The sequence below is a fragment of the Streptomyces sp. T028 genome (assembly GCF_048159505.1).
GTDB lineage: Bacteria > Actinomycetota > Actinomycetes > Streptomycetales > Streptomycetaceae > Streptomyces.
Genome location: NZ_JBLRVZ010000005.1, coordinates 47,187 through 68,129 on the forward strand (window position 1 = coordinate 47,187; position 20,943 = coordinate 68,129).

Annotated in this window: 26 protein-coding genes; 13 read left to right on the top strand and 13 right to left on the bottom strand. The window is 70.1% G+C overall.

Annotation, left to right across the window (positions count from 1 at the left end):
- Nucleotides 1-8: 8 nt before the first annotated feature.
- Complete coding sequence (locus ACLZN2_RS04605; RefSeq protein WP_416977053.1) at nt 9-617, bottom strand: hypothetical protein; 609 nt, start codon at nt 615-617, stop codon at nt 9-11.
- A gap of 255 nt (nt 618-872) precedes the next feature.
- On the opposite strand from ACLZN2_RS04605, the gene ACLZN2_RS04610 reads away from it, so the two are divergent.
- The 3 genes from ACLZN2_RS04610 to hutH all read left to right on the top strand — a co-directional run bounded on the left by ACLZN2_RS04610 (nt 873) and on the right by hutH (nt 4,789).
- Entirely contained in the window at nt 873-1,679 is an 807-nt protein-coding gene (locus tag ACLZN2_RS04610) for an enoyl-CoA hydratase/isomerase family protein (protein ID WP_416977054.1), read from the top strand.
- A 165-nt stretch (nt 1,680-1,844) separates the two neighbouring features.
- Nucleotides 1,845-2,990, top strand: a complete 1,146-nt coding sequence (locus tag ACLZN2_RS04615) for a diguanylate cyclase domain-containing protein (RefSeq protein ID WP_416977055.1) — start codon at nt 1,845-1,847, stop codon at nt 2,988-2,990.
- A 260-nt stretch (nt 2,991-3,250) separates the two neighbouring features.
- Nucleotides 3,251-4,789: a histidine ammonia-lyase gene (hutH, locus tag ACLZN2_RS04620; RefSeq protein WP_416977247.1), complete on the top strand. Its 1,539-nt coding sequence runs from the start codon at nt 3,251-3,253 to the stop codon at nt 4,787-4,789.
- 47 nt (nt 4,790-4,836) lie between these two features.
- On the opposite strand, the gene ACLZN2_RS04625 is transcribed toward hutH, so the two are convergent.
- Together ACLZN2_RS04625 and ACLZN2_RS04630 are read right to left on the bottom strand one after the other, a co-directional pair.
- Nucleotides 4,837-5,649, bottom strand: a complete 813-nt coding sequence (locus tag ACLZN2_RS04625; RefSeq protein ID WP_416977056.1) for a hypothetical protein — start codon at nt 5,647-5,649, stop codon at nt 4,837-4,839.
- A 42-nt stretch (nt 5,650-5,691) separates the two neighbouring features.
- The gene (locus tag ACLZN2_RS04630; RefSeq protein ID WP_416977057.1) at nt 5,692-6,018 is read right to left on the bottom strand and encodes an LPXTG cell wall anchor domain-containing protein; all 327 of its coding nucleotides are present in this window, start codon (nt 6,016-6,018) and stop codon (nt 5,692-5,694) included.
- 109 nt (nt 6,019-6,127) lie between these two features.
- Here ACLZN2_RS04630 and ACLZN2_RS04635 point away from each other — a divergent pair, with 109 nt between their 5' ends.
- The 4 genes from ACLZN2_RS04635 to ACLZN2_RS04650 all read left to right on the top strand — a co-directional run bounded on the left by ACLZN2_RS04635 (nt 6,128) and on the right by ACLZN2_RS04650 (nt 10,339).
- Complete coding sequence (locus ACLZN2_RS04635; protein ID WP_416977058.1) at nt 6,128-6,490, top strand: hypothetical protein; 363 nt, start codon at nt 6,128-6,130, stop codon at nt 6,488-6,490.
- 238 nt (nt 6,491-6,728) lie between these two features.
- Nucleotides 6,729-7,979 (top strand): L,D-transpeptidase, encoded by a 1,251-nt coding sequence (locus ACLZN2_RS04640; protein ID WP_416977059.1) that lies wholly within the window; start codon nt 6,729-6,731, stop codon nt 7,977-7,979.
- Between the two features lie 155 nt (nt 7,980-8,134).
- The gene (locus tag ACLZN2_RS04645) at nt 8,135-9,607 is read left to right on the top strand and encodes an ABC transporter permease (RefSeq protein ID WP_416977060.1); all 1,473 of its coding nucleotides are present in this window, start codon (nt 8,135-8,137) and stop codon (nt 9,605-9,607) included.
- A 45-nt stretch (nt 9,608-9,652) separates the two neighbouring features.
- A complete protein-coding gene (locus ACLZN2_RS04650) occupies nt 9,653-10,339 on the top strand; it encodes an ABC transporter ATP-binding protein (RefSeq protein ID WP_416977061.1) in 687 nt (228 codons plus the stop codon).
- Here the strand turns inward: ACLZN2_RS04650 and ACLZN2_RS04655 are convergent.
- Nucleotides 10,314-10,682 (bottom strand): ATP-binding protein, encoded by a 369-nt coding sequence (locus ACLZN2_RS04655; protein ID WP_416977062.1) that lies wholly within the window; start codon nt 10,680-10,682, stop codon nt 10,314-10,316. The two genes, ACLZN2_RS04650 and ACLZN2_RS04655, sit on opposite strands and share 26 nt — an antisense overlap.
- Nucleotides 10,679-10,882 (bottom strand): hypothetical protein, encoded by a 204-nt coding sequence (locus tag ACLZN2_RS04660; protein WP_416977063.1) that lies wholly within the window; start codon nt 10,880-10,882, stop codon nt 10,679-10,681. Before ACLZN2_RS04660 ends, ACLZN2_RS04655 begins: the two co-directional genes overlap by 4 nt.
- Before the next feature lie 109 nt (nt 10,883-10,991).
- Here ACLZN2_RS04660 and ACLZN2_RS04665 point away from each other — a divergent pair, with 109 nt between their 5' ends.
- The gene (locus tag ACLZN2_RS04665) at nt 10,992-11,843 is read left to right on the top strand and encodes a helix-turn-helix domain-containing protein (RefSeq protein WP_416977064.1); all 852 of its coding nucleotides are present in this window, start codon (nt 10,992-10,994) and stop codon (nt 11,841-11,843) included.
- Nucleotides 11,824-12,105 (top strand): DUF397 domain-containing protein, encoded by a 282-nt coding sequence (locus ACLZN2_RS04670; RefSeq protein WP_416977065.1) that lies wholly within the window; start codon nt 11,824-11,826, stop codon nt 12,103-12,105. Before ACLZN2_RS04665 ends, ACLZN2_RS04670 begins: the two co-directional genes overlap by 20 nt.
- Before the next feature lie 5 nt (nt 12,106-12,110).
- On the opposite strand, the gene ACLZN2_RS04675 is transcribed toward ACLZN2_RS04670, so the two are convergent.
- A complete protein-coding gene (locus ACLZN2_RS04675) occupies nt 12,111-13,001 on the bottom strand; it encodes a helix-turn-helix domain-containing protein (RefSeq protein WP_416977066.1) in 891 nt (296 codons plus the stop codon).
- A gap of 173 nt (nt 13,002-13,174) precedes the next feature.
- On the opposite strand from ACLZN2_RS04675, the gene ACLZN2_RS04680 reads away from it, so the two are divergent.
- Complete coding sequence (locus ACLZN2_RS04680; protein ID WP_416977067.1) at nt 13,175-14,215, top strand: NAD(P)-dependent alcohol dehydrogenase; 1,041 nt, start codon at nt 13,175-13,177, stop codon at nt 14,213-14,215.
- A 139-nt stretch (nt 14,216-14,354) separates the two neighbouring features.
- Here ACLZN2_RS04680 and ACLZN2_RS04685 read toward each other — a convergent pair whose 3' ends face one another.
- On the bottom strand, nt 14,355-14,786 hold the full coding sequence (locus tag ACLZN2_RS04685) for a hypothetical protein (RefSeq protein WP_416977068.1): 432 nt from the start codon (nt 14,784-14,786) through the stop codon (nt 14,355-14,357).
- An 89-nt stretch (nt 14,787-14,875) separates the two neighbouring features.
- Here ACLZN2_RS04685 and ACLZN2_RS04690 point away from each other — a divergent pair, with 89 nt between their 5' ends.
- On the top strand, nt 14,876-15,259 hold the full coding sequence (locus ACLZN2_RS04690) for a VOC family protein (protein WP_416977069.1): 384 nt from the start codon (nt 14,876-14,878) through the stop codon (nt 15,257-15,259).
- 27 nt (nt 15,260-15,286) lie between these two features.
- Here ACLZN2_RS04690 and ACLZN2_RS04695 read toward each other — a convergent pair whose 3' ends face one another.
- On the bottom strand, nt 15,287-16,396 hold the full coding sequence (locus ACLZN2_RS04695; protein ID WP_416977070.1) for a serine hydrolase domain-containing protein: 1,110 nt from the start codon (nt 16,394-16,396) through the stop codon (nt 15,287-15,289).
- Nucleotides 16,397-16,497: 101 nt separating this feature from the next.
- Here ACLZN2_RS04695 and ACLZN2_RS04700 point away from each other — a divergent pair, with 101 nt between their 5' ends.
- Together ACLZN2_RS04700 and msrA are read left to right on the top strand one after the other, a co-directional pair.
- The gene (locus ACLZN2_RS04700) at nt 16,498-17,457 is read left to right on the top strand and encodes an NAD(P)H-dependent flavin oxidoreductase (protein WP_416977071.1); all 960 of its coding nucleotides are present in this window, start codon (nt 16,498-16,500) and stop codon (nt 17,455-17,457) included.
- 220 nt (nt 17,458-17,677) lie between these two features.
- The gene (gene msrA / locus ACLZN2_RS04705) at nt 17,678-18,190 is read left to right on the top strand and encodes a peptide-methionine (S)-S-oxide reductase MsrA (protein ID WP_416977072.1); all 513 of its coding nucleotides are present in this window, start codon (nt 17,678-17,680) and stop codon (nt 18,188-18,190) included.
- Nucleotides 18,191-18,253: 63 nt separating this feature from the next.
- Here the strand turns inward: msrA and ACLZN2_RS04710 are convergent, their stop codons facing one another.
- From ACLZN2_RS04710 to ACLZN2_RS04730, 5 genes are all read right to left on the bottom strand, one after another.
- Nucleotides 18,254-18,526, bottom strand: coding sequence for a hypothetical protein (locus tag ACLZN2_RS04710; protein ID WP_416977262.1), 273 nt, complete (start codon nt 18,524-18,526; stop codon nt 18,254-18,256).
- Nucleotides 18,477-19,061: a hypothetical protein gene (locus ACLZN2_RS04715; protein ID WP_416977073.1), complete on the bottom strand. Its 585-nt coding sequence runs from the start codon at nt 19,059-19,061 to the stop codon at nt 18,477-18,479. The genes ACLZN2_RS04710 and ACLZN2_RS04715 overlap by 50 nt, the downstream gene beginning before the upstream one ends.
- A 150-nt stretch (nt 19,062-19,211) precedes the next feature.
- Nucleotides 19,212-19,805: a DUF4291 domain-containing protein gene (locus ACLZN2_RS04720; RefSeq protein WP_416977074.1), complete on the bottom strand. Its 594-nt coding sequence runs from the start codon at nt 19,803-19,805 to the stop codon at nt 19,212-19,214.
- Between the two features lie 76 nt (nt 19,806-19,881).
- Nucleotides 19,882-20,385 carry a hypothetical protein gene (locus ACLZN2_RS04725; RefSeq protein WP_416977075.1) on the bottom strand — a complete coding sequence of 168 codons (504 nt, stop codon included), beginning with the start codon at nt 20,383-20,385 and terminating at the stop codon, nt 19,882-19,884.
- 152 nt (nt 20,386-20,537) lie between these two features.
- The gene (locus tag ACLZN2_RS04730; RefSeq protein WP_416977076.1) at nt 20,538-20,759 is read right to left on the bottom strand and encodes a hypothetical protein; all 222 of its coding nucleotides are present in this window, start codon (nt 20,757-20,759) and stop codon (nt 20,538-20,540) included.
- Between the last annotated feature and the right edge of the window lie 184 nt (nt 20,760-20,943).

Consider the following 20,943-nt stretch of genomic DNA (forward strand, 5'->3'; position numbering starts at 1 on the left):
CTCCGGGTTCACAGCGCTGACGGCACGTTCAGCGCGTCCACGCACAGGCCTACGACGGGGACGCAGACGCCCGGCTGAGGGGTCTGCCCGGGCTGTGGCGGGGCGGGGGCCCGGGAGGCGGTGACCGTCGGTGCGGGGGCGGCCGGGGGCGGGGTCGGTGTCGGCTGGACCGCGGCGGTGCGGCTCGGCGCGGGGGCCCGGGTGTGCGGAGCGGCCGGTGTGTAGGAGGCGCCCGGGGCGAGGGCGACCGACGTGGGGGCGCCAGGGGTGCCGGGGACGCGGCTGGATTCGGGGGTCGGCTCGGTGCTCGCCACGCCCATGGCGGAGGGCGCGGTCGGGGTGGCCGCGACGGTGGCGCCGGCGTTGGCCGCGCGGTCCGTGGCGGTGTCGGCGCTGGTGACGGGGTCCGCGTGGGGTTCCGCGTCCGCGGTGCCGATGCCGGTGACGCCGGCCGGGTCGGACGACATCCGGACCAGGCTCAGCACCCCGGCGGCGAGCGCCAGGCCGCCCGCGGCGAACAGCGCCTTGCGGGGGCGGGGACGGCGGTGCCGGCCGCGCGGAGCCGTCCAGAGCCGGGTGGGCAGCGGCTGGGTGTCGTCCACCGGTGTGCTGGTCATCGCGTTCCCTCCCGGTGCGGTCGCGCCCCCGATGCACCGGGGCGGACGCACGTTATGCGCTCCCATGAGCGGTCGGGGAGGAGTTGGGTGAGATGTCACTCGAACGGGTGGGCGGTCCCTGGTGTGGGGATTGGACAGGTGTCCCAGGGGGAACCGGGCCCGGACCGCTTGGCCTTTTCTCTCGGGCCGGGGGCTGGGATGATCTCGCGTGGAGAGGTGTTAACCGGCGTTAACTCGGATGTCTCGGAGGAAGTCATGGGCGAGGAGCAGCGGTTCGGGGAGTTCGTCCTGGTACGGCGGCACGGGGACGGCGGTCATGTCGCGGAGCTGGTCCTCGACCGGCCCAAGGCCATGAACGCCATGTCCACCGAGATGGCCAGGTCCCTCACCGCGGCGTGCACGGCGCTGGGCGACGACCGGGACGTACGGGCCGTCGTACTGGCCTCGACACACGAGCGGGCGTTCTGTGTCGGTGCCGATCTCAAGGAGCGGAACTCCTTCAGTGACGACGACCTGCGGCGGCAGCGGCCGGTCACGCGCGGGGCGTACACCGGTGTACTGGAGCTGCCGATGCCGACAGTGGCGGCGGTGCACGGGTTCGCGCTGGGCGGGGGGTACGAGCTGGCGCTCGCGTGCGATGTGATCGTGGCGGATCCCACGGCGGTGGTGGGGCTGCCGGAGGTGTCGGTGGGGGTGATTCCGGGCGGGGGCGGTACGCAGTTGCTGCCGCGCCGGGTGGGGGCGGCGCGGGCGGCCGAGCTGATCTTTACGGCGCGGCGGGTGGAGGCCGGGGAGGCGCGGGAGCTGGGGTTGGTGGATGTGCTGGTGGAGGAGGGGCGGGACCGGGAGGAGGCGCTGGCGATGGCGGCGCGGATCGCGGGGAACTCGCCGGTGGGGTTGCGGGCGGCCAAGCGGGCGTTGCGGGTGGGGCTGGGGCTGGATCTGCGGGCGGGGCTGGAGGTGGAGGACGCTGCGTGGCGGACCACGGCGTTTTCGGGGGACCGGGCGGAGGGGGTGGCGGCGTTCAACGAGAAGCGGGCGGCTCGGTGGCCGGGGGAGTGAGCTCGCTGGTGTTGGCCGGGGGTGGGTGTTGCTTGCCCGCGTTTGCGGGGTGCCGCTGCGCCCACCCGTGCCGCCCCAGCGGCACGATTGCCCGCAGCTCGCGGGTAATCACTCTAAGCGCCCTCCCGTATCCCCTTTCGCCTTAAATGTTCCTAACCTGGGGTTATGGGTGAGGACAGGCGCCTTGTGGCCGTCGTGGCGTTGGCTCAGGGGATGGCTGCCGCGCACACGCCCCGGGAGTCGTGGCGGGCGGCGGCGTTCGGGGCGTGCCGGGCGCTGTCCGGGGGGTTCGCCGCGCTGTCGGTGTGGGAGCGGGATCTGGGGCAGCTGCGGGTCCTGGTGAACGTCGGGGACCGGGCCGCCGACGAGGAGGAGTTCCCGGAGGCCGAGGCCTATCCGGTGCACCAGTTCCCCGAGATCACCGAGTTCCTGCACGAGCGCTGGGTGTCCGGCGGCGAGCCCAACGCCTGGGTGGAGACGGCGGAGGGCGCGGCGCGGGGGCGGCCCGGGTACTGCCATCAGAGGGTCGCCGCCCTGCGCCGCAGGGGGCGCGGTTCGTGTGTCGTCGCGCCGATCGTGCTGCACGGGCGCGCCTGGGGTGAGCTGTATGTGGCCCGATCCTCCGGCACCCCCGTCTTCGACCGCGCCGACGCCGACTTCGCGACCGTCCTCGCGGCCGTCGTCGCTGCGGGGCTCGCCCAGACCGAGCGGCTGGAGGAGGCTCGCCGCCTCGCCTTCACCGACGCCCTCACCGGCCTCGCCAACCGCCGCGCCGTCGACGTACGCCTGGAGGAGGCGGTCGAGCAGCACCGTGTGCGGGGAGTCGTCGTGAGTCTGGTCGTCTGTGACCTGAACGGGCTCAAGCGGGTCAACGACACCCGGGGGCACGCGGTGGGCGACCGGCTGCTGGAGCGGTTCGGGTCGGTGCTGTCGCTGTGCGGGGCCATGCTGCCGGGGGCGCTGGCCGCGCGGCTCGGCGGGGACGAGTTCTGTCTGCTCACGGCCGGACCGGGCGCCGACGAGGTGGTGAAGGTGGCCGACGAGTTGTGCCGGCGCGCCGGTGAGCTGGAGCTGGGGGAGGGAGTGGCGTGCGGGGTCGCCTCCACCGGCGATCCCATCGGGCCCGTCCGCACCGCCCGCCGGCTCTTCCGGCTCGCCGACGCCGCCCAGTACCGCGCCAAGGCCGTACGGGCCGCCCGCCCGGTGGTCGCGGGTCGCGCGGGCCCCGACGATCCCGTCGTACGCCTGGCCGACCAGCCGCCGCGGGAGCGGCCGGCGGCCGAGCGCCGCAGCTTCCGTGGCCGGCCCTGAGCGCCCCCGGCTCCGCAGCTGCGGGCAGTCCTGCTCCGCAGCTGCGGGCAGTCGTGCCGCTGGGGCGGCACGGGTGGGCGGTGGGGGTCCCCCCGCTCGAGCGAAGCCGAGAGTGGGGGAGGCACCCCGCAAACGCGGCCAAGAAACACCCACCCCCGCCCGTCGCCCCCCAGCCCGACTGTGACGCATTCGGTAAGGGGCGAACCGCACCCCCACTGGTGACATCCTCGTCTTCACTGCGTACGCTCCTGAATATGGATATGCACACTGTGGTGGTGGGGACGTCCGGGGCGACCGCGTCCGACGTACTCGCCGTGGCGCGCGGCGGGGCCCGCGTCGAGCTCTCCGGGGAGGCGGTGGCGGCCCTCGCCGCGGCCCGCGGGATCGTGGACGCCCTCGCGGCCAAGCCCGACCCGGTCTACGGCGTCTCCACCGGGTTCGGCGCCCTCGCCACCCGGCACATCAGCCAGGAACTGCGCGCGCAGCTCCAGCGCAACATCGTCCGCTCGCACGCCGCCGGCATGGGCCCGCGCGTCGAACGCGAGGTCGTCCGCGCGCTGATGTTCCTGCGACTGAAGACCGTCTGCTCCGGCCACACCGGCGTACGGCCCGAGGTCGCGCAGACCATGGCCGACATCCTGAACGCCGGGATCACCCCCGTCGTCCACGAGTACGGCTCCCTCGGCTGCTCCGGCGACCTCGCGCCCCTGTCCCACTGCGCCCTCACGCTGATGGGCGAGGGAGAGGCGGAGGGCCCGGACGGGGTCGTGCGCCCGGCCGCCGAACTGCTCGCCGAGGCCGGCATCGACCCGGTCGAGCTGCGCGAGAAGGAGGGCCTCGCCCTCCTCAACGGCACCGACGGCATGCTCGGCATGCTGATCATGGCCCTCGCCGACCTGGAGCGGCTCTACAAGTCCGCCGACATCACCGCCGCCCTCAGCCTGGAGGCCCTGCTCGGCACGGACAAGGTCCTCGCCCCCGAGCTGCACGCCATCCGCCCGCACCCGGGCCAGGGCGACTCCGCCGCCAACATGCTCGCCGTCCTCACGGGCTCCGAGCTCACCGGGCACCACCAGGACGACGCCCCCCGCGTCCAGGACGCCTACTCGGTGCGCTGCGCCCCGCAGGTCGCCGGCGCCGGCCGCGACACGATGGCCCACGCCCGGCTGGTCGCCGAACGGGAACTGGCCTCGGCCGTCGACAACCCCGTCGTACTGCCCGACGGGCGCGTGGAGTCCAACGGCAACTTCCACGGCGCCCCGGTGGCATACGTCCTGGACTTCCTCGCGATCGCCGTCGCCGACCTCGCCTCCATCGCCGAGCGGCGCACCGACCGGCTGCTGGACAAGAACCGCAGCCACGGCCTGCCGCCGTTCCTCGCCGACGACGCCGGAGTCGACTCCGGCCTGATGATCGCCCAGTACACACAGGCCGCTCTGGTCAGCGAGCTGAAGAGGCTCGCCGTACCGGCGTCGGCGGACTCGATCCCGTCCTCCGCGATGCAGGAGGACCATGTGTCGATGGGCTGGTCGGCGGCGCGCAAGCTGCGCACGGCCGTCGACAACCTCACGCGCGTCATCGCCGTCGAGCTGTACGCCGCCACACGCGGCATCGAGCTCCGTGAGGGGCTCACCCCGGCGCCCGCGACCCGCGCGGTCCTGGACGCCGTACGGAAGGCCGGTGTCGCGGGGCCCGGTCCCGACCGGTTCCTGGCGCCCGACCTCGCGGCGGCCGACGCGTTCGTGCGCGAGGGACGGCTGGTCGCGGCGGCGGAGACCGTCACCGGGCCGCTGAGGTAGCGCGGTTGGGCCCTGCCGTCACGGCAGGGCCCTGTGCGGTGTCCGGGTTACTTGAGCTTGCCGAGCTGGGCCGTGATCACGGCCGCCGGGACCGGGCCCATGTCGCCGCCGGAGCCGAGCGCGGCGAAGTTCACCGTGTAGAACGTGGCGACGCTGTTGCCCTTGCGGATCACCTCGGCGTGGAAGGTGGCCGTGCCCTCGCCGTCCATGTCGATGCCCTCGGAGAACGCCACCGCCTCGTCACCGCCCCCGGTGCCCTTCTCCGAGGCGACCTTGGTGATCTTGGACTTCTGGCTGTCGGCCTGCAGTCCGAACCCGCCGGGGCAGGCCTCGACGCCGTCGGACACGGCCTTCATGGCCTTCTGGGCGCCGTCGCCGTCGTAGGAGGACAGGCCCACGAACGTCAGGGTGATGTTGAACGCGTCCTCGATGTCGGCGTCGCTGACCTCGTCCAGGGAGGTCGGCGCGTCCGAGGCCTTGTCCGCCGAGACGGTGTTGCTCGCGTTCGCGTCCGTGTCACCCGGCGCGAGGGCGGCCGTGGCCCAGGCCAGCGGGGCGCACTCCTCCTTGTCCACCTTCACGACGGACTTGGACTTGGGGAGCGTGTCGTCCCCGTCGGCCACCGTGTAGCCCTTGACCTCGCCCTGCGCGAGCAGCAGCTTCTCCAGCTCGGCCGAGGTCAGCGCCTTCGCGTCCGCGTTGGACGAGGACGACGAGGACGAACCCTTGGAGTTCCCGGAGCTTCCGGAGTTCCCGGAGTCCTTCGATCCGTCGTCCGACGAGCAGCCAGTGAGCAGGGCGAGTGACAGTGCGCCGATCGCGGCGGTGGAGCACAGCCGCGCCCCCGATGATCTCTTCATGGGCGGACTATGAAACGCCTGTCAAAGAACAGTCAAGTCGATTCAAAATCCGAGGCGTTCCCGGCGCACCGAATAGACGACGAAACCGGCGCCCAGGGCGAGCAGTGTGGTTCCGCCGATCACGTACGGGGTGGTGTCGAAGCTTCCGGTGTCGGCGAGTCGGGTGCCGTCGTCGGAGGTGGTCCGCGCGTTGGTCACGTTCGTCGCGGTGGTCGTGGACGCGGCCCGCGCCTGGGTCGTGACCTGCGTCGTCGTCTCGGTTCTGGCCGGGGCGTCCTGGGACGCGTTGGCGGACGGGACGAACCACAGGGCGCCCAGGAGGGTGCCCGCGGCGGTGGCGGTCAGCAACGGACGGCGAGCGGATGACACCGGATATCGATCCCCTTGTGGCGCTGGCGAATTGGCCCTGGGACCCGATGCTAGTGAAAGGCGCGGGTCGCGGGAAAGTTGCGGGAGCTGTGAGCCGTACGCTCCGGGCATGAGCGCTGAGGAGACATCACAGTTTGTACGGATTCGGGTGGATCTTGTGGTGGAAGTCCACGACCCGGACGGGCTGACGCGGGCCGCGGTCGCCGGGATCGAGGACGACCCCGAACTCCCGGACGCCGAGCGCGTCCATGCGCGGAGCGCTGTGACGGAAGACACCGCGGAGGCCCTCGCCTCTCTCGTGGATCCGTTCGACCTGGTCAGCGGTGTGCCCGGGGTGGAGCTCCAACAGGCCTCCTGGTCCACCGAACAGATCGACTACGACCCGGACTCGCCGGAGTGGGGTCCGTACGACGATGATGGCGACGACGCGGGCGACGACGACGGCGAAGGGGCCGGAGCCGGCATCGGCTGAGCGTCCCGGGGAATTCGTCAACCTCGGACGGCAACCGCCCACCCGGGTTTCGTCGTCTCAACAGGCGCACGGAACGACAGCCGCACCACCCGTCCCGAGCGGGCCCACCGCCCGCGTGGACGTGGCGTGCCCCACACATTCGGCGAATGTGGAACGGGACGAACCGGTCGCAGCGTTTAAGTTCTTTAACGGGGACTCTCGGGGTTTCAGGGAATCGGCAACGATGGAGAAGCGTGTGATGACGGACAGTAGGCGGCGCCGAGGTCTGATGACCGCGTCCGCACTGCTCGGCGGTGTGCTCATGCTCACCGCGTGTTCCAGCGGCGACAGCAGCGCCTCGGATGACGGCAACAACAGCTCCTCGCAGGCCAAGGCCGACGAGGCGGCGGCGAAGAAGTCCTCCGAGGCGCAGATCAAGATCACGCCCGCGGACGGCTCGAACAACGCCTCCATCAACAACTCGGCGGCCGTCACGGTGAGCAAGGGCACGCTCACCGAGGTGACGATGACCACCGCCGACGGCACCGCCGTCGAGGGCACGCTCTCGGCCGACAAGACCAGCTGGAAGCCCAGCGTCCAGCTGGAGCGCTCGACCACCTACAAGGTCGCGGCCAGCGCCAAGGACTCCAAGGGCCTCGAGGCCCACGAGAACGCGTCCTTCACCACGGTCTCCCCTGACAACAGCTTCATAGCCAACTTCACGCCGGAGGACGGCTCGACCGTCGGCGTCGGCATGCCCGTCTCGATCAACTTCAACAAGGAGATCACCAACAAGGCGGACGTGCAGAAGGGCATCACCGTCACCTCCAGCAGCGGCCAGGAGGTCGTCTGCCACTGGTTCTCCACCGTCCGCATGGACTGCCGTCCCAACGACTACTGGCAGGAGAACTCCACCGTCACGCTGAAGCTGGCGCTCGACGGTGTCGAGGGCTCCGACGGTGTCGTCGGCGTCCAGCAGAAGACGGTCACCTTCAAGATCGGCCGCAACCAGGTCACCACCGTCGACGCGCAGACCAAGCAGATGAAGGTCACGCAGGACGGCAAGGTCATCAAGACCATCCCGATCTCCGCCGGTTCGCCCGACAACAAGACGTACGAAGGCCAGATGGTGATCTCCGAGAAGTTCAAGGAGACCCGGATGAACGGCGCGACGGTCGGCTTCACCGACTCCGACGGCAAGGGCGAGTACGACATCAAGGACGTCCCGCACGCCATGCGCCTGACCACCTCCGGCACCTTCGTGCACGGCAACTACTGGGGCGCCAAGTCGATCTTCGGCGCGGTGAACACCAGCCACGGCTGCGTGGGCCTCTCCGACACCAAGGGCGCCAACGACTCGAGCACGCCCGGCGCGTGGTTCTACAACAACTCGATCATCGGTGACGTCGTGGTCGTCCAGAACACCGGCGACAAGACGGTGTCCCCGGACAACGGCCTCAACGGCTGGAACATGGACTGGGCCCAGTGGAAGGCCGGTTCGGCCATCTGATCGTCGGATCATTCAGCTGATCCCTGGTCAGTCCACAGTTTTCCGATGCCGCCCCCAGGGGCGGCATCGGTGTTTCCGGGGTCAACCACAGCCTTCTCATGCTTCTCTTATTTCTGCCTTATGGAGTCATCACACGCCGTATCTAGCTTGCGGCCATGTTCTTCACCTACCTGAGGCGCGAGCTGCGCCGCCGCAGAAAGGCGGCCCTCGTCGTCGCCTCCGGACTCGCGCTGGGCATCGCGCTGGTCATCGTGGTCTCCTCCGTGTCCTCCGGCATGGGGAAGGCCCAGGACAAGGTCCTGCAGAGCCTGTACGGCCTGGGTACGGACATGACGGTCACCAAGGCAGCCTCGCCCACCGCGAGCGCCTCGGACCGCCCGCGCTTCCAGTTCGACGCGCAGGACAACGACTCCGACGAGGAGCAGAGCAGCGACCAGGTCATGGTCCAGGGCTTCCAGACCCTGGCGACCTCGACCGTCACCAAGGTCGGCAAGCAGAGCGGCGTCTCGGACGCGGTCGGCGGGCTGAGCCTCCAGGTCATCAAGATCAACGGCCAGTTCACCCGGGGCCAGTTCCAGCAGGACGACAGCGCGGGCGGCCAGCAGGGCGGCCCCGGCGGCGGACAGGGCGGCGGTCAGCCGCAGGGCGAGGTGCAGGGCGGCGGCGCCAACTTCGACGTCAACAACTACTCCGTCTACGGCACCGACGTCACCGAGCCCGAGCTCGGCCCGCTGACCTCCTCCGAGATCACCAGCGGCCGCACCTTCAAGACCACGGAGACCAACGCCAAGGTCGCCGTCGTCGACTCGGCGTACGCCAAGGAGAAGGAGCTGAAGGTCGGTTCGACCGTCACCATCAAGAGCGTCAAGTTCAAGGTGATCGGCGTCGCGACGGCCGACAGCGGGGACTCCGCCGCCAACGTCTACATCCCGCTGACCCAGGCCCAGACCCTCAGCGACTCGAAGAACAAGGTCACCACGATCTACGTCAAGGCGACCGACTCGCAGAAGATCGACAGCGTCAAGTCGTCGATCCAGAAGAACGTCTCGGGTACGACGGTGACGACCTCCGCCGACCTCGCGGACACCGTCTCCGGCTCCCTCTCCACGGCCTCCTCCCTCGCCACCAACGTCGGCAAGTGGCTGTCCATCGCGGTCCTCGTCGCGGCCTTCCTGGTCGCCGGCCTGCTCACCTCCTCCGCGGTCTCCCGACGGGTCCGTGAGTTCGGCACCCTCAAGGCCCTGGGCTGGAAGTCCCGCCGGGTCACCGGCCAGGTGGTCGGCGAGGCCATGGTCAACGGCCTCCTCGGCGGCGCCCTGGGCATCGCGCTGGGCATCGCGGGCGCCTACGCCGTGACCGCCGTCAGCCCCACCCTGGAGGCCTCGCTGGGCAGCGGCGGTGGCGGCGGGGGCATGGGCCAGGGCGGCCCCGGCGGCGGTGGCTTCGGCGGTGGCCCCGGCCGCGCGGCGGCCAAGACCCTCGACGTGGCCCTCACGGCCCCGGTCAGTGTGACGACGGTGGCCATCGCGGTGGGCCTGGCGGTGGCGGGCGGCCTGATCGCGGGCGCGTTCGGCGGCTGGCGCGCGTCGAGACTCCGCCCGGCGGACGCACTGCGCCGAGTCGAGTAACGGCGTACGAGCCGACCCACCCCCGAACCCCTCCCAGGAGCCACCATGTACGAACTAAGAGGCGTCACCAAGCGCTACACCCGCGGCAAGGACATCGTCCACGCCCTCGACGGCGTCGACCTGACCATCGCCGACGGCGACCGCCTGGTCATCCAGGGTCCCACCGGCGGCGGCAAGTCCACCCTGCTCCAGATGCTCGGCGGCCTCGACCGCCCCTCCGAGGGCGAGGTCGTCCTCGACGGCACCGACCTCGCGAAGCTCTCCGAGGCCAAGCTGACGAAGGTCCGCAGCGAGAACATCGGCTTCGTCTTCCAGTCCTTCAACCTCATCCCGACGCTCACCGCCCAGGAGAACGTCGAGACGGCCCTCGTCCCGCTGGGCGTCAAGGTCAAGGAGCGGCGCGAGCGGGCCGCGGAAGCCCTGAAGTCCGTAGGCCTCGGCGAGCGCCTCGGCCACCTCCCGTCGGAGATGTCCGGCGGCCAGCAGCAGCGCGTGGCGATCGCCCGTGCGCTCGTGAAGAACCCGAAGGTTCTCCTTGCCGACGAGCCCACCGGCAACCTCGACGAGGGCATGCGCGACGAGATCATGGAGGTCCTCGAACGCATGTGGAAGGAGCTGGGCCTGACCTTCATCATGGTCACCCACGACTCCGCGATAGCGAAGAAGGCCCCGCGCCTCGCGACGATCCGCAAGGGCAAGATCACGGTCAAGGAGAACGCGGCGTCGTCCTGACCACTTCGCACCAGACCGTCTTGTGACCGGCGCCCTGCTCGACGCCCCACCCCTGTGTGAGGGCGTCGAGCAGGGCGAGCCCTCTTCCGGACTCCTCGGAGGCCGTGGCCCGAAGCAGGACGGGGAGGGCACGCGGGTCGGGGTCGGTGACCTCGATGCGGGTACGGCCGTACGAGGTGTCCGTGACGCGGACGGTGACCGGAGTGCCCTCGCCGACGTGGTCGATGACGTTCGTGAGCAACTCGCTGACGCAGAGGCGAACGTCGTAACTGTGCCGGCGGAGATGGTCGCGGAGTTCCGGGACGGACTTCGGGGTGGCGAGGAGGCTGAGTTCGAAGGTCACCGCTCGGCGGCCTTCCTGAGGACGGCGGCCAGTTCGCGGGCGGTGGCGGGGTTGCAGTTCCCGAGTGCCACGAGGCTCTGGCGGTAGGGGGAGGCGAACGTCGCCAGGTCGATCCTGAGCGAGGGCAGGGTGATGCCGTGCAGGGCGAGGGCCGCGCGGAGTTCCTCCACGCAGGCGATCGAGTCGTCGGGGGTTGCCACGGGGTCTCTCCTGTGCGTTCTGTGATGAAACGCTCACAGAGTGATGTTTCGCTGGCTACCGTGAAAGAGGTTTCGCGTTCGTGATCCGTACGGCGGAGGAGGGTGAGCGGTGGCCCGGGGCAAGGACATTGACGGCTCGATGAGCGTTCCGACCTTCTACGGCAAGGAGTTGCGCTGGAAGAGGGAGGCGGCGGGGCTGTCGCTGGATGCGTTCCTCGAAGGGAGCTTCTACGGGAAGACGTACCTGAGCGACATCGAGCACGGGGAGCGGAGGATGCCGATCGATCTGGCTCGGCATGCGGATCGGGTGCTGGGGACTGACGGGTTCTTCGAGCGGCGGTGCGAGGATGTGCGGAAGGCGCGGAAGGGCAGCCATGCCGAGTACTTCGTAGATGTGCTGGAGCTGGAGAAACGCGCGCTGGAGATCGATGAGTGGGGTCCGATGCTGATTCCGGGACCACTCCAACTGGAGCCGTACATCAAGGCCGTGATTCTGGCGGCCCACCCCACGGAGTCCGACGAGGATGTGGCTGCCAAGGTCGCTGATCGGCGCGAGCGGGCGTGGCTGTTCGAGGACCGACAGTCACCCGAGAGCTGGGTGGTTCTGCATGAGTCAATCCTGCGGGATCCGATCCTTCCGCCGGACGAGATGGCGGACCAGCTCGCCCATATCGTGGAGGTGATGTGCAGGCGTCGGGCTCTTCCGCAGGTGCTTCTGCGGAACTCGGGCGCGCACCCATTCATGATGGGTACCACAAGGTTCCTGACCTTTGCTGACGCTCCACCAGTTATGTACACGGAGGGGATGTACAGCGGTCAGCTGATCGATGATCCGGCTCTCGTGAATTGTTACGCGAAGGCGTACGGTCGGCTCAGGGCCGCAGCGCTTGATCCCAGGGCGTCCCTGAAACTCATCGAGCAAGCAGCCGAGGACTATCGAAATGGCAAGCTCCCAGCATGACTTGAGTGACGCGCTCTGGCTCAAGAGCAGCTACAGCAACGGCGACGGCGGCCACTGCGTCGAGATCGCGAGTGACTTCCCCGGCGCCGCCCTCTGGCGGAAGTCGAGCTACAGCAACGAAAGCGGCGGCAACTGCGTCGAAGTCGCCGCCAACATCCCCCACCTCATCCCCGTCCGGGACTCCAAGCTCCCCCACGGCCCCGTCCTCCTCCTCACCTCCACCGCCTGGTCCCCCTTCCTCGCGGCGATCACCTCGGCCTGATCACGTCACCCTCTGGTGCCCGCCCGCGTCGCGTCCGTCCCCCACGACGCCAGCAGCCGCAGTGCCTCCGCCGAGGGAGACCCCGGCTCCGCGTGGTACGTCACCAGCGACTGATCGCCGTCGTCCGCGAGCCTGAGGGTCTCGAAGTGGAGGAACAGCTCGCCGACGAGCGGATGCCGCAGATGCTTCACGCCGTGGCTCTTCTCCTTCACGTCGTGGGTCGCCCACAGCCGGCGGAACTCCTCGCTCTTGACGGAGAGTTCACCGACGAGGGCGGACAGGCGCGGGTCGTCGGGATAGCAGCCGGCGTTCATGCGCAGGAGGCAGACGATGTCGATCGCCTTCTGCTCCCAGTCCACGAACAGCTCCCGGTACTCCGGCTTCAGGAACACCAACCGCGCCCAGTTCCGCTCCGCCGGCGGCAGCTCCGCCCAGTCACCGAACACCGCGGCCGCCATCCGGTTCCAGGCGAGGATCTCCGCCCGCCGCCCGGCGACGTACGCGGGCACGGCGTCCATCGCGTCGATCAGCTGCTGCAGCGCGACCCGCACCTGCTGCGGGCGCGCGGCCTGCTTCTTCTTGTGCTTCGGCTTCGCGAGATGCGTGAGGTGCGCGTGCTCGGCGTTCGACAGCCTGAGCGCCCGCGCGATGGAGTCGAGGACCTCCGCCGAGACGTTCCGCCCGTTGCCCTGTTCCAGGCGGGTGTAGTACGCCACCGACACTCCGGCCAGCTGCGCCAGCTCCTCGCGGCGCAGCCCGGGCACCCTGCGGTGCCGGCCGAAGTCCGGCAGCCCCACGTCCTCCGGCTTGAGCCGGGCCCGCCGGGTGCGCAGGAACTCGCTCAGCTCGGCGCGCCGGTCCAGGGCGGGTCCGGTGGAATCGGGCTGTTCGTCCATGCATCCAGTATTCACGGTCGTACGAACAGCATCCTGACCCCGCCAGTGGTAGGCACGGCAGACGTACGCAGAAGCGTGACCTGGGTGGATCCTCAAGGGTGCGGCAGGCTGGACGCCGTGCCCGGCCGGAAGGCAGGCCGGGACGACAGACCCCCCGCTAGGAGATCCCCGGCATGACCACCGTTGCCGCGTACGCCGTACCCGCCGCCAAGGCTCCGCTGGAGCGCACGACGATCGAGCGCCGTCCGGTCGGCGAGTTCGACGTCCTGATCGACATCAAGTTCGCCGGTATCTGTCACTCCGACATCCACCAGGCCCGTGAGGGCTGGGGTGAGGCGATCTTCCCCATGGTCCCGGGCCATGAGATCGCCGGCATAGTCTCCGAGGTCGGCCCCGGCGTCACCCGGCACGCCGTCGGCGACCGGGTCGGCGTCGGCTGCCTCGTCGACTCCTGCCGTGAGTGCGACAACTGCAAGGCCGGTCAGGAGCAGTACTGCACCGGCGGCGGCGTCGGCACGTACAACGCGATCGGCAAGGACGGCGAGCCCACCTACGGCGGCTACGCCCAGAAGATCGTCGTCGACGAGAACTTCGTCGTCCGCATCCCCGACGGCCTCGCCCTGGACGTGGCCGCCCCCCTGCTGTGCGCCGGCATCACCACGTACTCCCCGCTGAAGCGCTGGAACGCCGGCCCCGGCAAGAAGGTCGCGATCCTCGGCATGGGCGGCCTCGGCCACATGGCCGTGAAGATCGCGCACGCGCTCGGCGCCGAGGTGACCGTCCTGTCGCAGTCCCTGCGCAAGAAGGACGACGGCCTGAAGCTGGGCGCCGACCACTACCACGCCACCAGTGACCCGAAGACCTTCGAGGAACTGGCCGGCACCTTCGATCTGATCGTCTCCACGGTCTCGGCCCCGCTGGACTTCAACGCCTACCTGTCCCTGCTGAGGGCGGGGGGCGCGCTGGTGAACGTGGGCGCCCCCGAGGAGCCGATCTCCCTCAACCTCTTCTCGGTGATCGGTGGCGGCAAGACCCTCGCCGGTTCCATGATCGGCGGCATCGCGGAGACCCAGGAGATGCTGGACTTCTGCGCGGAGCACAGCCTCGGTGCCGAGATCGAGCTGATCGGCGCGGAGGAGATCAACGACGCGTACGAGCGGGTGGTCTCCAGCGATGTGCGGTACCGGTTCGTGATCGACACGGCGACGATCTGACCGTCGTACGGAAGGGGCCCGACGGCCGAGAAGTGGTGATCGAGTCTCAGCGACACGCCGTGTACGCGGCGTGTCGGCGGCGTGGCGCTGAGACTGAGCGCACACAACACTGCTCGCACGGGCCCTTTCCTCGTCCCGCTCAGCGCAGGCAGTCGAGCGCCTCGCTCGAGAACGGCTGGAACACCGACCACACGATCATGGCCTGGAGGACGAGCAGCAGCAGCGCGGCCGGCAGCACCATCCCCGCCATCTGCACCGGCCCGCGCGGGTGGCGCGGCAGCAGCAGCCGCCGTCCGGCGAGCACCACGGCGGCGACGGTGGCGAGCAGCCCCGCGACGGCCGCCGTGTACATCGGCCAGGTGTTCGGCAGCGTGCGGCAGGCGTCCAGCTCCGCTCCGGCGTGCCGGTCCTCGAACACGTTGAAGCCGTACGCCATCAGCACACCGACGGCGAGCAGCACGACGGAGGCGGAGGCGATGCGCCAACCCTCGCCGTCCGCCTCGGTGTTGGCGGCGGCAGGGCCGGTGGCGGCGGGGCCGGTGTCCAGGTCGGTGAGCGTGTCGGTACTCATGACCATCAGGATGCGCGGCGGGCACGCTGAGGTTCCCGCGGCGTACGGTGGATGTGTAGTGCAGGTGCCGTAGGAACGGAGGCCGGCAGATGACCGTGCAGCTGAACCACACCATCGTCGCCGCACACGACAAACGGGCCTCGGCCCGTTTCCTCGCCGAGGTCCTGGGCCTGGAGGTCAGCGAGCCGTTCGGCCCCTTCGTCCCCGTCGAGGTCCCCAACGGGGTGACCCTCGACTACCTGGAGACGGACGAGGACATCACCCCGCAGCACTACGCGTTCCTGGTCTCCGAGGACGAGTTCGACACGATCTTCGGCCGTGTCCGGGAGGCCGGGCTGACCTACTGGGCCGACCCGTACCACCACCGTCCCGGCGAGATCAACCACAACGACGGCGGCCGTGGGGCGTACTTCGACGACCCGAACGGCCACAACCTGGAGATCCTCACACGACCGTACGGCAGCGGGAGCTGAGCCCGCCGGCCGTCCCGGGGCGTGGGATCAGGCGCGCAGCCCCTTGAGTCCGTCGTAGACCGACATCACGATCTCCAGTCCCCGGGTGTCCTTCGCGGGTTCGCGCATCTGGTTCGTCACGTACGCCACCGTCATCCGCGACTCGGGTTCGATCATCACCAGCGAGCCGCCCCAGCCGCCCCAGCCGTACGTGGCCCCGAACAGCCCGTAGCCCAGCCCCCAGCGGATCGGCCTGCCCAGGACGCGGTCCTCGCCGTCGAACTGCTCCTCCCGCGCACGCTCACAGCCGGCCGGCGACAGCAGCCGTACCCCGCCGACCGAGCCTCCGCAGGCCATCACCGACTGGACGAGGGCGACCGAACGGGCGTTGCCGAAGCCGCTCGCGGCGGGGATCTGCGCCCGGCGCCAGGCCACGCCGTTCCCGTCCCGGACCCGGATCGCGGTCCCACGGGTCTCCGTGACGCCGCCGGGCGCGCTCTCGCTCGCCGAGTAGTCCTCGTCCCGGCCCGGCGGCGGCACCGCGGGCGCCACCCGCCGGTCGTGCTCCGCGTCCAGCCCCATGTGGAAGTCCGTCCCCAGCGGCCCGGCGATCTCGTCGGCGAAGAACGCGCCCGGACTCCGGCCGCTGATCCGGCGTACGACCTCGCCCACCAGGAATCCCTGAGTGAGCGAGTGGTACCCGGCCGCGCTGCCCGGCTCCCACTGCGGCGCCTGCCCGGCGAGCCGTGCCGTGGCGGCCGGCCAGTCGTAGACCTCGGCCACCGGCCCGTCCCAGTCCGGCAGGCCCGCGGTGTGCCCCAGCAGATGCCTGACCAGCACCCCCTCCTTGCCCGCCGCGGCGAACTCCGGCCAGTACCGGGCGACCGGCGCGTCCAGGTCGAGCTCGCCGCGGTCGGCGAGGACCAGCGCGCACAGTGCGGTCATCGTCTTCGTCACGGACCAGACGTTCACGATCGTGTCCCGCTGCCACGGCACCGCCCGCTCGGCGTCGGCGAACCCGCCCCAGACGTCCACCACCGCCTCGCCGTCCACGAAGACGGCCACCGAGCCGCCCACGTCCCCCTCGTCCAGCAACGCCGCCAGCGCACTCGGCACCGCCGTGAACAGATCGTCGTACGAGCCGTGAAGGTCAGCCATGCGGGTATTAGCCCGCGCCGGGACGACGACGGTCAACCGAATTCCTGCCGGGAACACGCCAGGCCCCCTGCCGGGCCGGTGAGGGAAGCCATGATGTGGTCATGGCATTGGCTACGGCGTTCACCGAGATGTTCGACGTGCGGTACCCGATCGCGCTCGCGCCGATGGGCGGGTCGGCCGGTGGCGCACTGGCCGCGGCCGTCTCCCTCGGCGGCGGGTTCGGCATCCTGGGCGGCGGGTACGGCGATCCGGAGTGGATGGCGCGTGAGGTGCCGCTCGTCACGGCCACCGGGAAGCCCTGGGGCGTCGGATTCCTGACCTGGGGGATCGACACCGGCGTGGTGGAGCGCGCACTGGAGTACGGCCCCGACGCCGTGATGCTGTCCTTCGGCGACCCCGGCCCCTGCGCGGAGCGTGTCCTGCGGGCAGGCGCTCGACTGGTCCTCCAGGTCACCGATCTGGAAGAGGCACGGCGAGCGGTGGACCTCGGCGCGGACGTGATCGTGGCCCAGGGCACGGAGAGCGGCGGGCACGGAGCCCTGCGCGGCCGCTCGACCCTGCCGTTCGTACCGGCGGTGGTGGACCTTGTGACGCCGGTGCCGGTACTGGCGGCCGGGGGCATCGCCGACGGGCGTGGCGTGGCGGCCGCCCTCGTCCTGGGCGCGGCCGGAGCGGTGATCGGCACCCGCTTCCAGGCCACCACGGAAGCCCTGGTCGACCCCTCGATCACCAAGGCGATCCTCGAAGGACGTGGGGAGGACACCGAGCGCAGCACCGTACTGGACATCGCCCGCGGCTCCCGGTGGCCGGCGCGGTACCCCGCCCGCACCCTCGGCCACCCCTACCTCGACCGCTGGCGCGGCCGCGAGACCGAGCTCGCCGCCGACCCCCGGGCCCGCCAGGCCTACCAGGACGAGGTGGCCCGCGGCGCACTCCCCCCACTGCCGGTCTGGGCCGGCGAGGCGGTCGACCTCATCACGGACCTCCCGTCGGCCTGCGACCTCATGTCCACACTGGCCACACAGACGGAGACGGCGCTGAGGAGCGCGGGCCGCCGCTGACCGAGAGCAGCGGTGCGTGTGTTCCTTGTGGTGTTCCTTGTGGCGGCCGGTGGCCGGTGGCCGGTGGCCGGTGGCCGGTCGTCGGCGGCCGCAGGGCGGGGCGGGCGGGCACGGAATCGCCGGGAACCCTCGTATGTTGAGGACAGTGGGCAAGGGATGCCGGTGGTGTGCGACCCGAGTAGCCCGAGTGACCGAGCTGACCGACATTGGAGGGGCCGTAATGGCTGCGCAGACGCAGAGGGCCGTGCTGGCGGGCGGATGCTTCTGGGGGATGGAGGAGCTGATCCGCCGGCTCCCGGGCGTGACGGCGACCCGGGTCGGCTACACGGGGGGTGACGTGCCGAACGCGACGTACCGTAACCACGGCACGCACGCCGAGGCCATCGAGATCCTCTACGACCCCGAGAAGACCGACTACCGCGCGATCCTGGAGTTCTTCTTCCAGATCCACGACCCGAGCACCAAGAACCGCCAGGGCAACGACATCGGCCTCAGCTACCGCTCGGCGATCTACTACCTGGACGACGAGCAGAAGCGGATCGCCGAGGACACGATCGCGGACGTGGACGCCTCCGGACTGTGGCCCGGCAAGGTCGTCACCGAGGTGGAGCCGGTCGGCCCCTTCTGGGAGGCCGAGCCCGAGCACCAGGACTACCTGCAGCGTTACCCGGACGGCTACACCTGCCACTTCCCGCGCCCGGGCTGGCGACTGCCCGCCCGCACGGAGAGCTGACCACGAGGCGGCCCGGCAGAGGCCGGAGGCCCACCGGGCCCGCTGGTGCGTGCCCTCACGTGCTCATCGTTCGATGAAGCGGGGGTCCGGCCAGGCGGTGATCGGCTCGTCGGAGACCGAGTAGATCTCCGGATACGCGAGGTAGCCACCCTCGGCGCAGACCACGACGCCGGCCGGGTGAGGGCCGCCGTACGAGCCCTCGACGGCCGGACGGTCGTGCGACAGCGCGGGAGCCGAGGGCGCGGGAGCCGCGGGCGCGGGAGCCGCCGCCGCGGGCGCGGGTGGCTCAGGAGGTGGCGTTCCAGGAGTGTGCGACGTCGATGACGAGGCGATCATCCAGCTGCGTCACCCGGAACGGGAGCCGCGCACGCACGCCGACCCCGATCCGCACCTCGTTCTCGAGGGCAGCGGCGTAGCGAGTGTCCTTGAACGTCTTGTAGCCCGTGATGTCCACTCCGGGCAGCGGTTGCCCGTGCTGCCCCGGGTAGGACTGCGATCCGGTCGACGGGTCGTAGTTCGGGCCCACGGCGATCTGGAGGATCGCCCCGCCCTCGACGGGGATCTCCCCCGTAGCGGGCGTGATCAGCTTGTCGACGTACTTGACCTGGTAGTCGATCGGACCGGCCGCTGTCCCCTTGAAGTCGAGGACCATGCGGTCGAAGCACTCGTGCTGACCGGTCCTGATGTTCACCAGCGGGGGCTTGTAGCTCCCACCGTCCTCACCACCCGACCACACGTGCTTCTCGAGGCTCCCCCACCCGGTCTCACACACCGCCGACGCGCCGGTGTCGGCCTGCGCCGTCCCCGCCGCTCCTGCGATCCCGGCTCCCGCCAGCATGAGTGCCGCAAGTGTGGTTCCGAGTCGTCGCATTCCCGCTCCCGTGATCGAGTACCTGTCGCACGGCGCCCATGCCCCTTCAACAGGCGTTACATGGGAAGCCGTTGCGGTTCAGGCTGGGCTCACCGTGTGACCGGACTTGGCCCGGAGCATCACGAAACGACAACGGCCGATCATGCCGGTCTACCGCCGCAGATGCGCGAGCACGTCCTCAGCCACCGGATACGGCAGCTCCCGCGGCAACAGCGCGGCGGCAAGCCCGAGTTCACCCAGGCGCACATGACCGTGCACCTTCCGGGCCAGCGGAGTCACATCCTCGATCCCGACTATCCACTCGTCGGCATACCGCGCGGTCGCCTCCCCCGCGAGCCCCAACTGAAGAGACCGGTACGGAAGGGGGTTGAGACGCAGATCCCGCTCCGGATCCCACTGCACCCGCGTCGGCGCCCGCCGCAACTGCCGCTTCCAGTCGACGTGGTCACCGTGCAGCTCCGGCACGTGGTGCGACAGACACGCATGCCGCAGCGCCCACTCGAACCCCTCCCGGCTGATCTCGATCGCCAGAACGGTCTCCTGCCCCTCCTTCAGACCCCACCCGCACCGGTACATCATCCACAGGAAGCTTGGCTTGATCCATGTCATCCTGTCCCGCTTCCAGACGGCGGGGAAACGGCCCTCGCGGGCGGCGGGCAGGCCGATCTCCGGGGAGTACGCCTGGTAGACGGTGATGGTGGACTCCGCGTAGGCCGCACGGATTCCGCGTTGCGGTTCTTCCATGCCGTACAGCGTGGGGTCGGCCAGTTCAGGCGGCCACTGATTTTCGCCTTGCCGGCGTCTTGGCGAGTTGCTGCTCTCAGCGGAGGACACCGTGCCTTCTCGCCTGGCTCAGCACAGCCTCCACCAGGGCGGGCTTCTGTCCCAGAACCACGAACGCCACGACTGCGGAACCACGCGGCGCGATCTCGATCCGGTGGAAGGCCATGACGAGCGACAGAGCGATCGTCCGCCTCACTTCGATCACGTTGCTCCACGCCACCACTGTGTGCACACGGCCGAACCAGTCGGTGACGGCCAGGCCTTCCCGGTAGACGTAGCACCTCCTGATGCGGAACTTGGCGGACACCTGAAGCCATGCCAGCCGGAGAGCGAACAGGCCGAGGATCATGGCGCTCGCGACGACGCCCCTGGCGAGCGCCGACTCGGGTCGACTGACGATCAGCATGATCATGTAGGCGGCATACAGCCCTACCGAGAGCCGCCGCGCCATCTGCCCAAGCCCACCCGCGACACCAGCAATGGAATAATCTCCCCGCTTCGGACCGAGATTGAGCCCGCCACCGCCATCGCCCGCGATCATCCGTCCGCTCTCCTGCCCGCCCGGAGCACCTTGATCCTCTTACCAGGGGCTCAGCCAACCAGGGGCGCCCGACGAGTTCGTCGGTGACGTTACGTATCGCGGTTACGTATTCCCAGGTCACCCCAGTGATGGACCTCTGCTGGCCGACTTGCTCATCGTTCGATGAAGCGGGGTTCCGGCCAGGTCGTGATCGGCTCGTCGGAGACCGAGTAGATCTCCAGGAGCGAGAGGTAGCCGTCCTCGGTGCAGACCATGACGCCCGCCGCCTGCGGAGTGGTGTACCCGGCGTCCACGGCCGGATCGGTGTGCGACGGCGCGGGATCCGCTGCCGTGCGGTCGACCGGGTTGGGCGGCCGCTGACTTCCCGTTCGCAACACGGTGCGGAATGCCGACGTGATACCCGTCGGGCAGGACGCCCCTGCGCTGCCATGTGACCCGTCGGCTTTGCCTTGCGTGCGGTGACAGCGGTTCCGCAGTGAGGTCTCTACCTTGGAGGCATGGAGAGGGACGATGTGTGGCTGTGCTACCCGAAGGACCTGCGACCGAACAGCGTGTCCC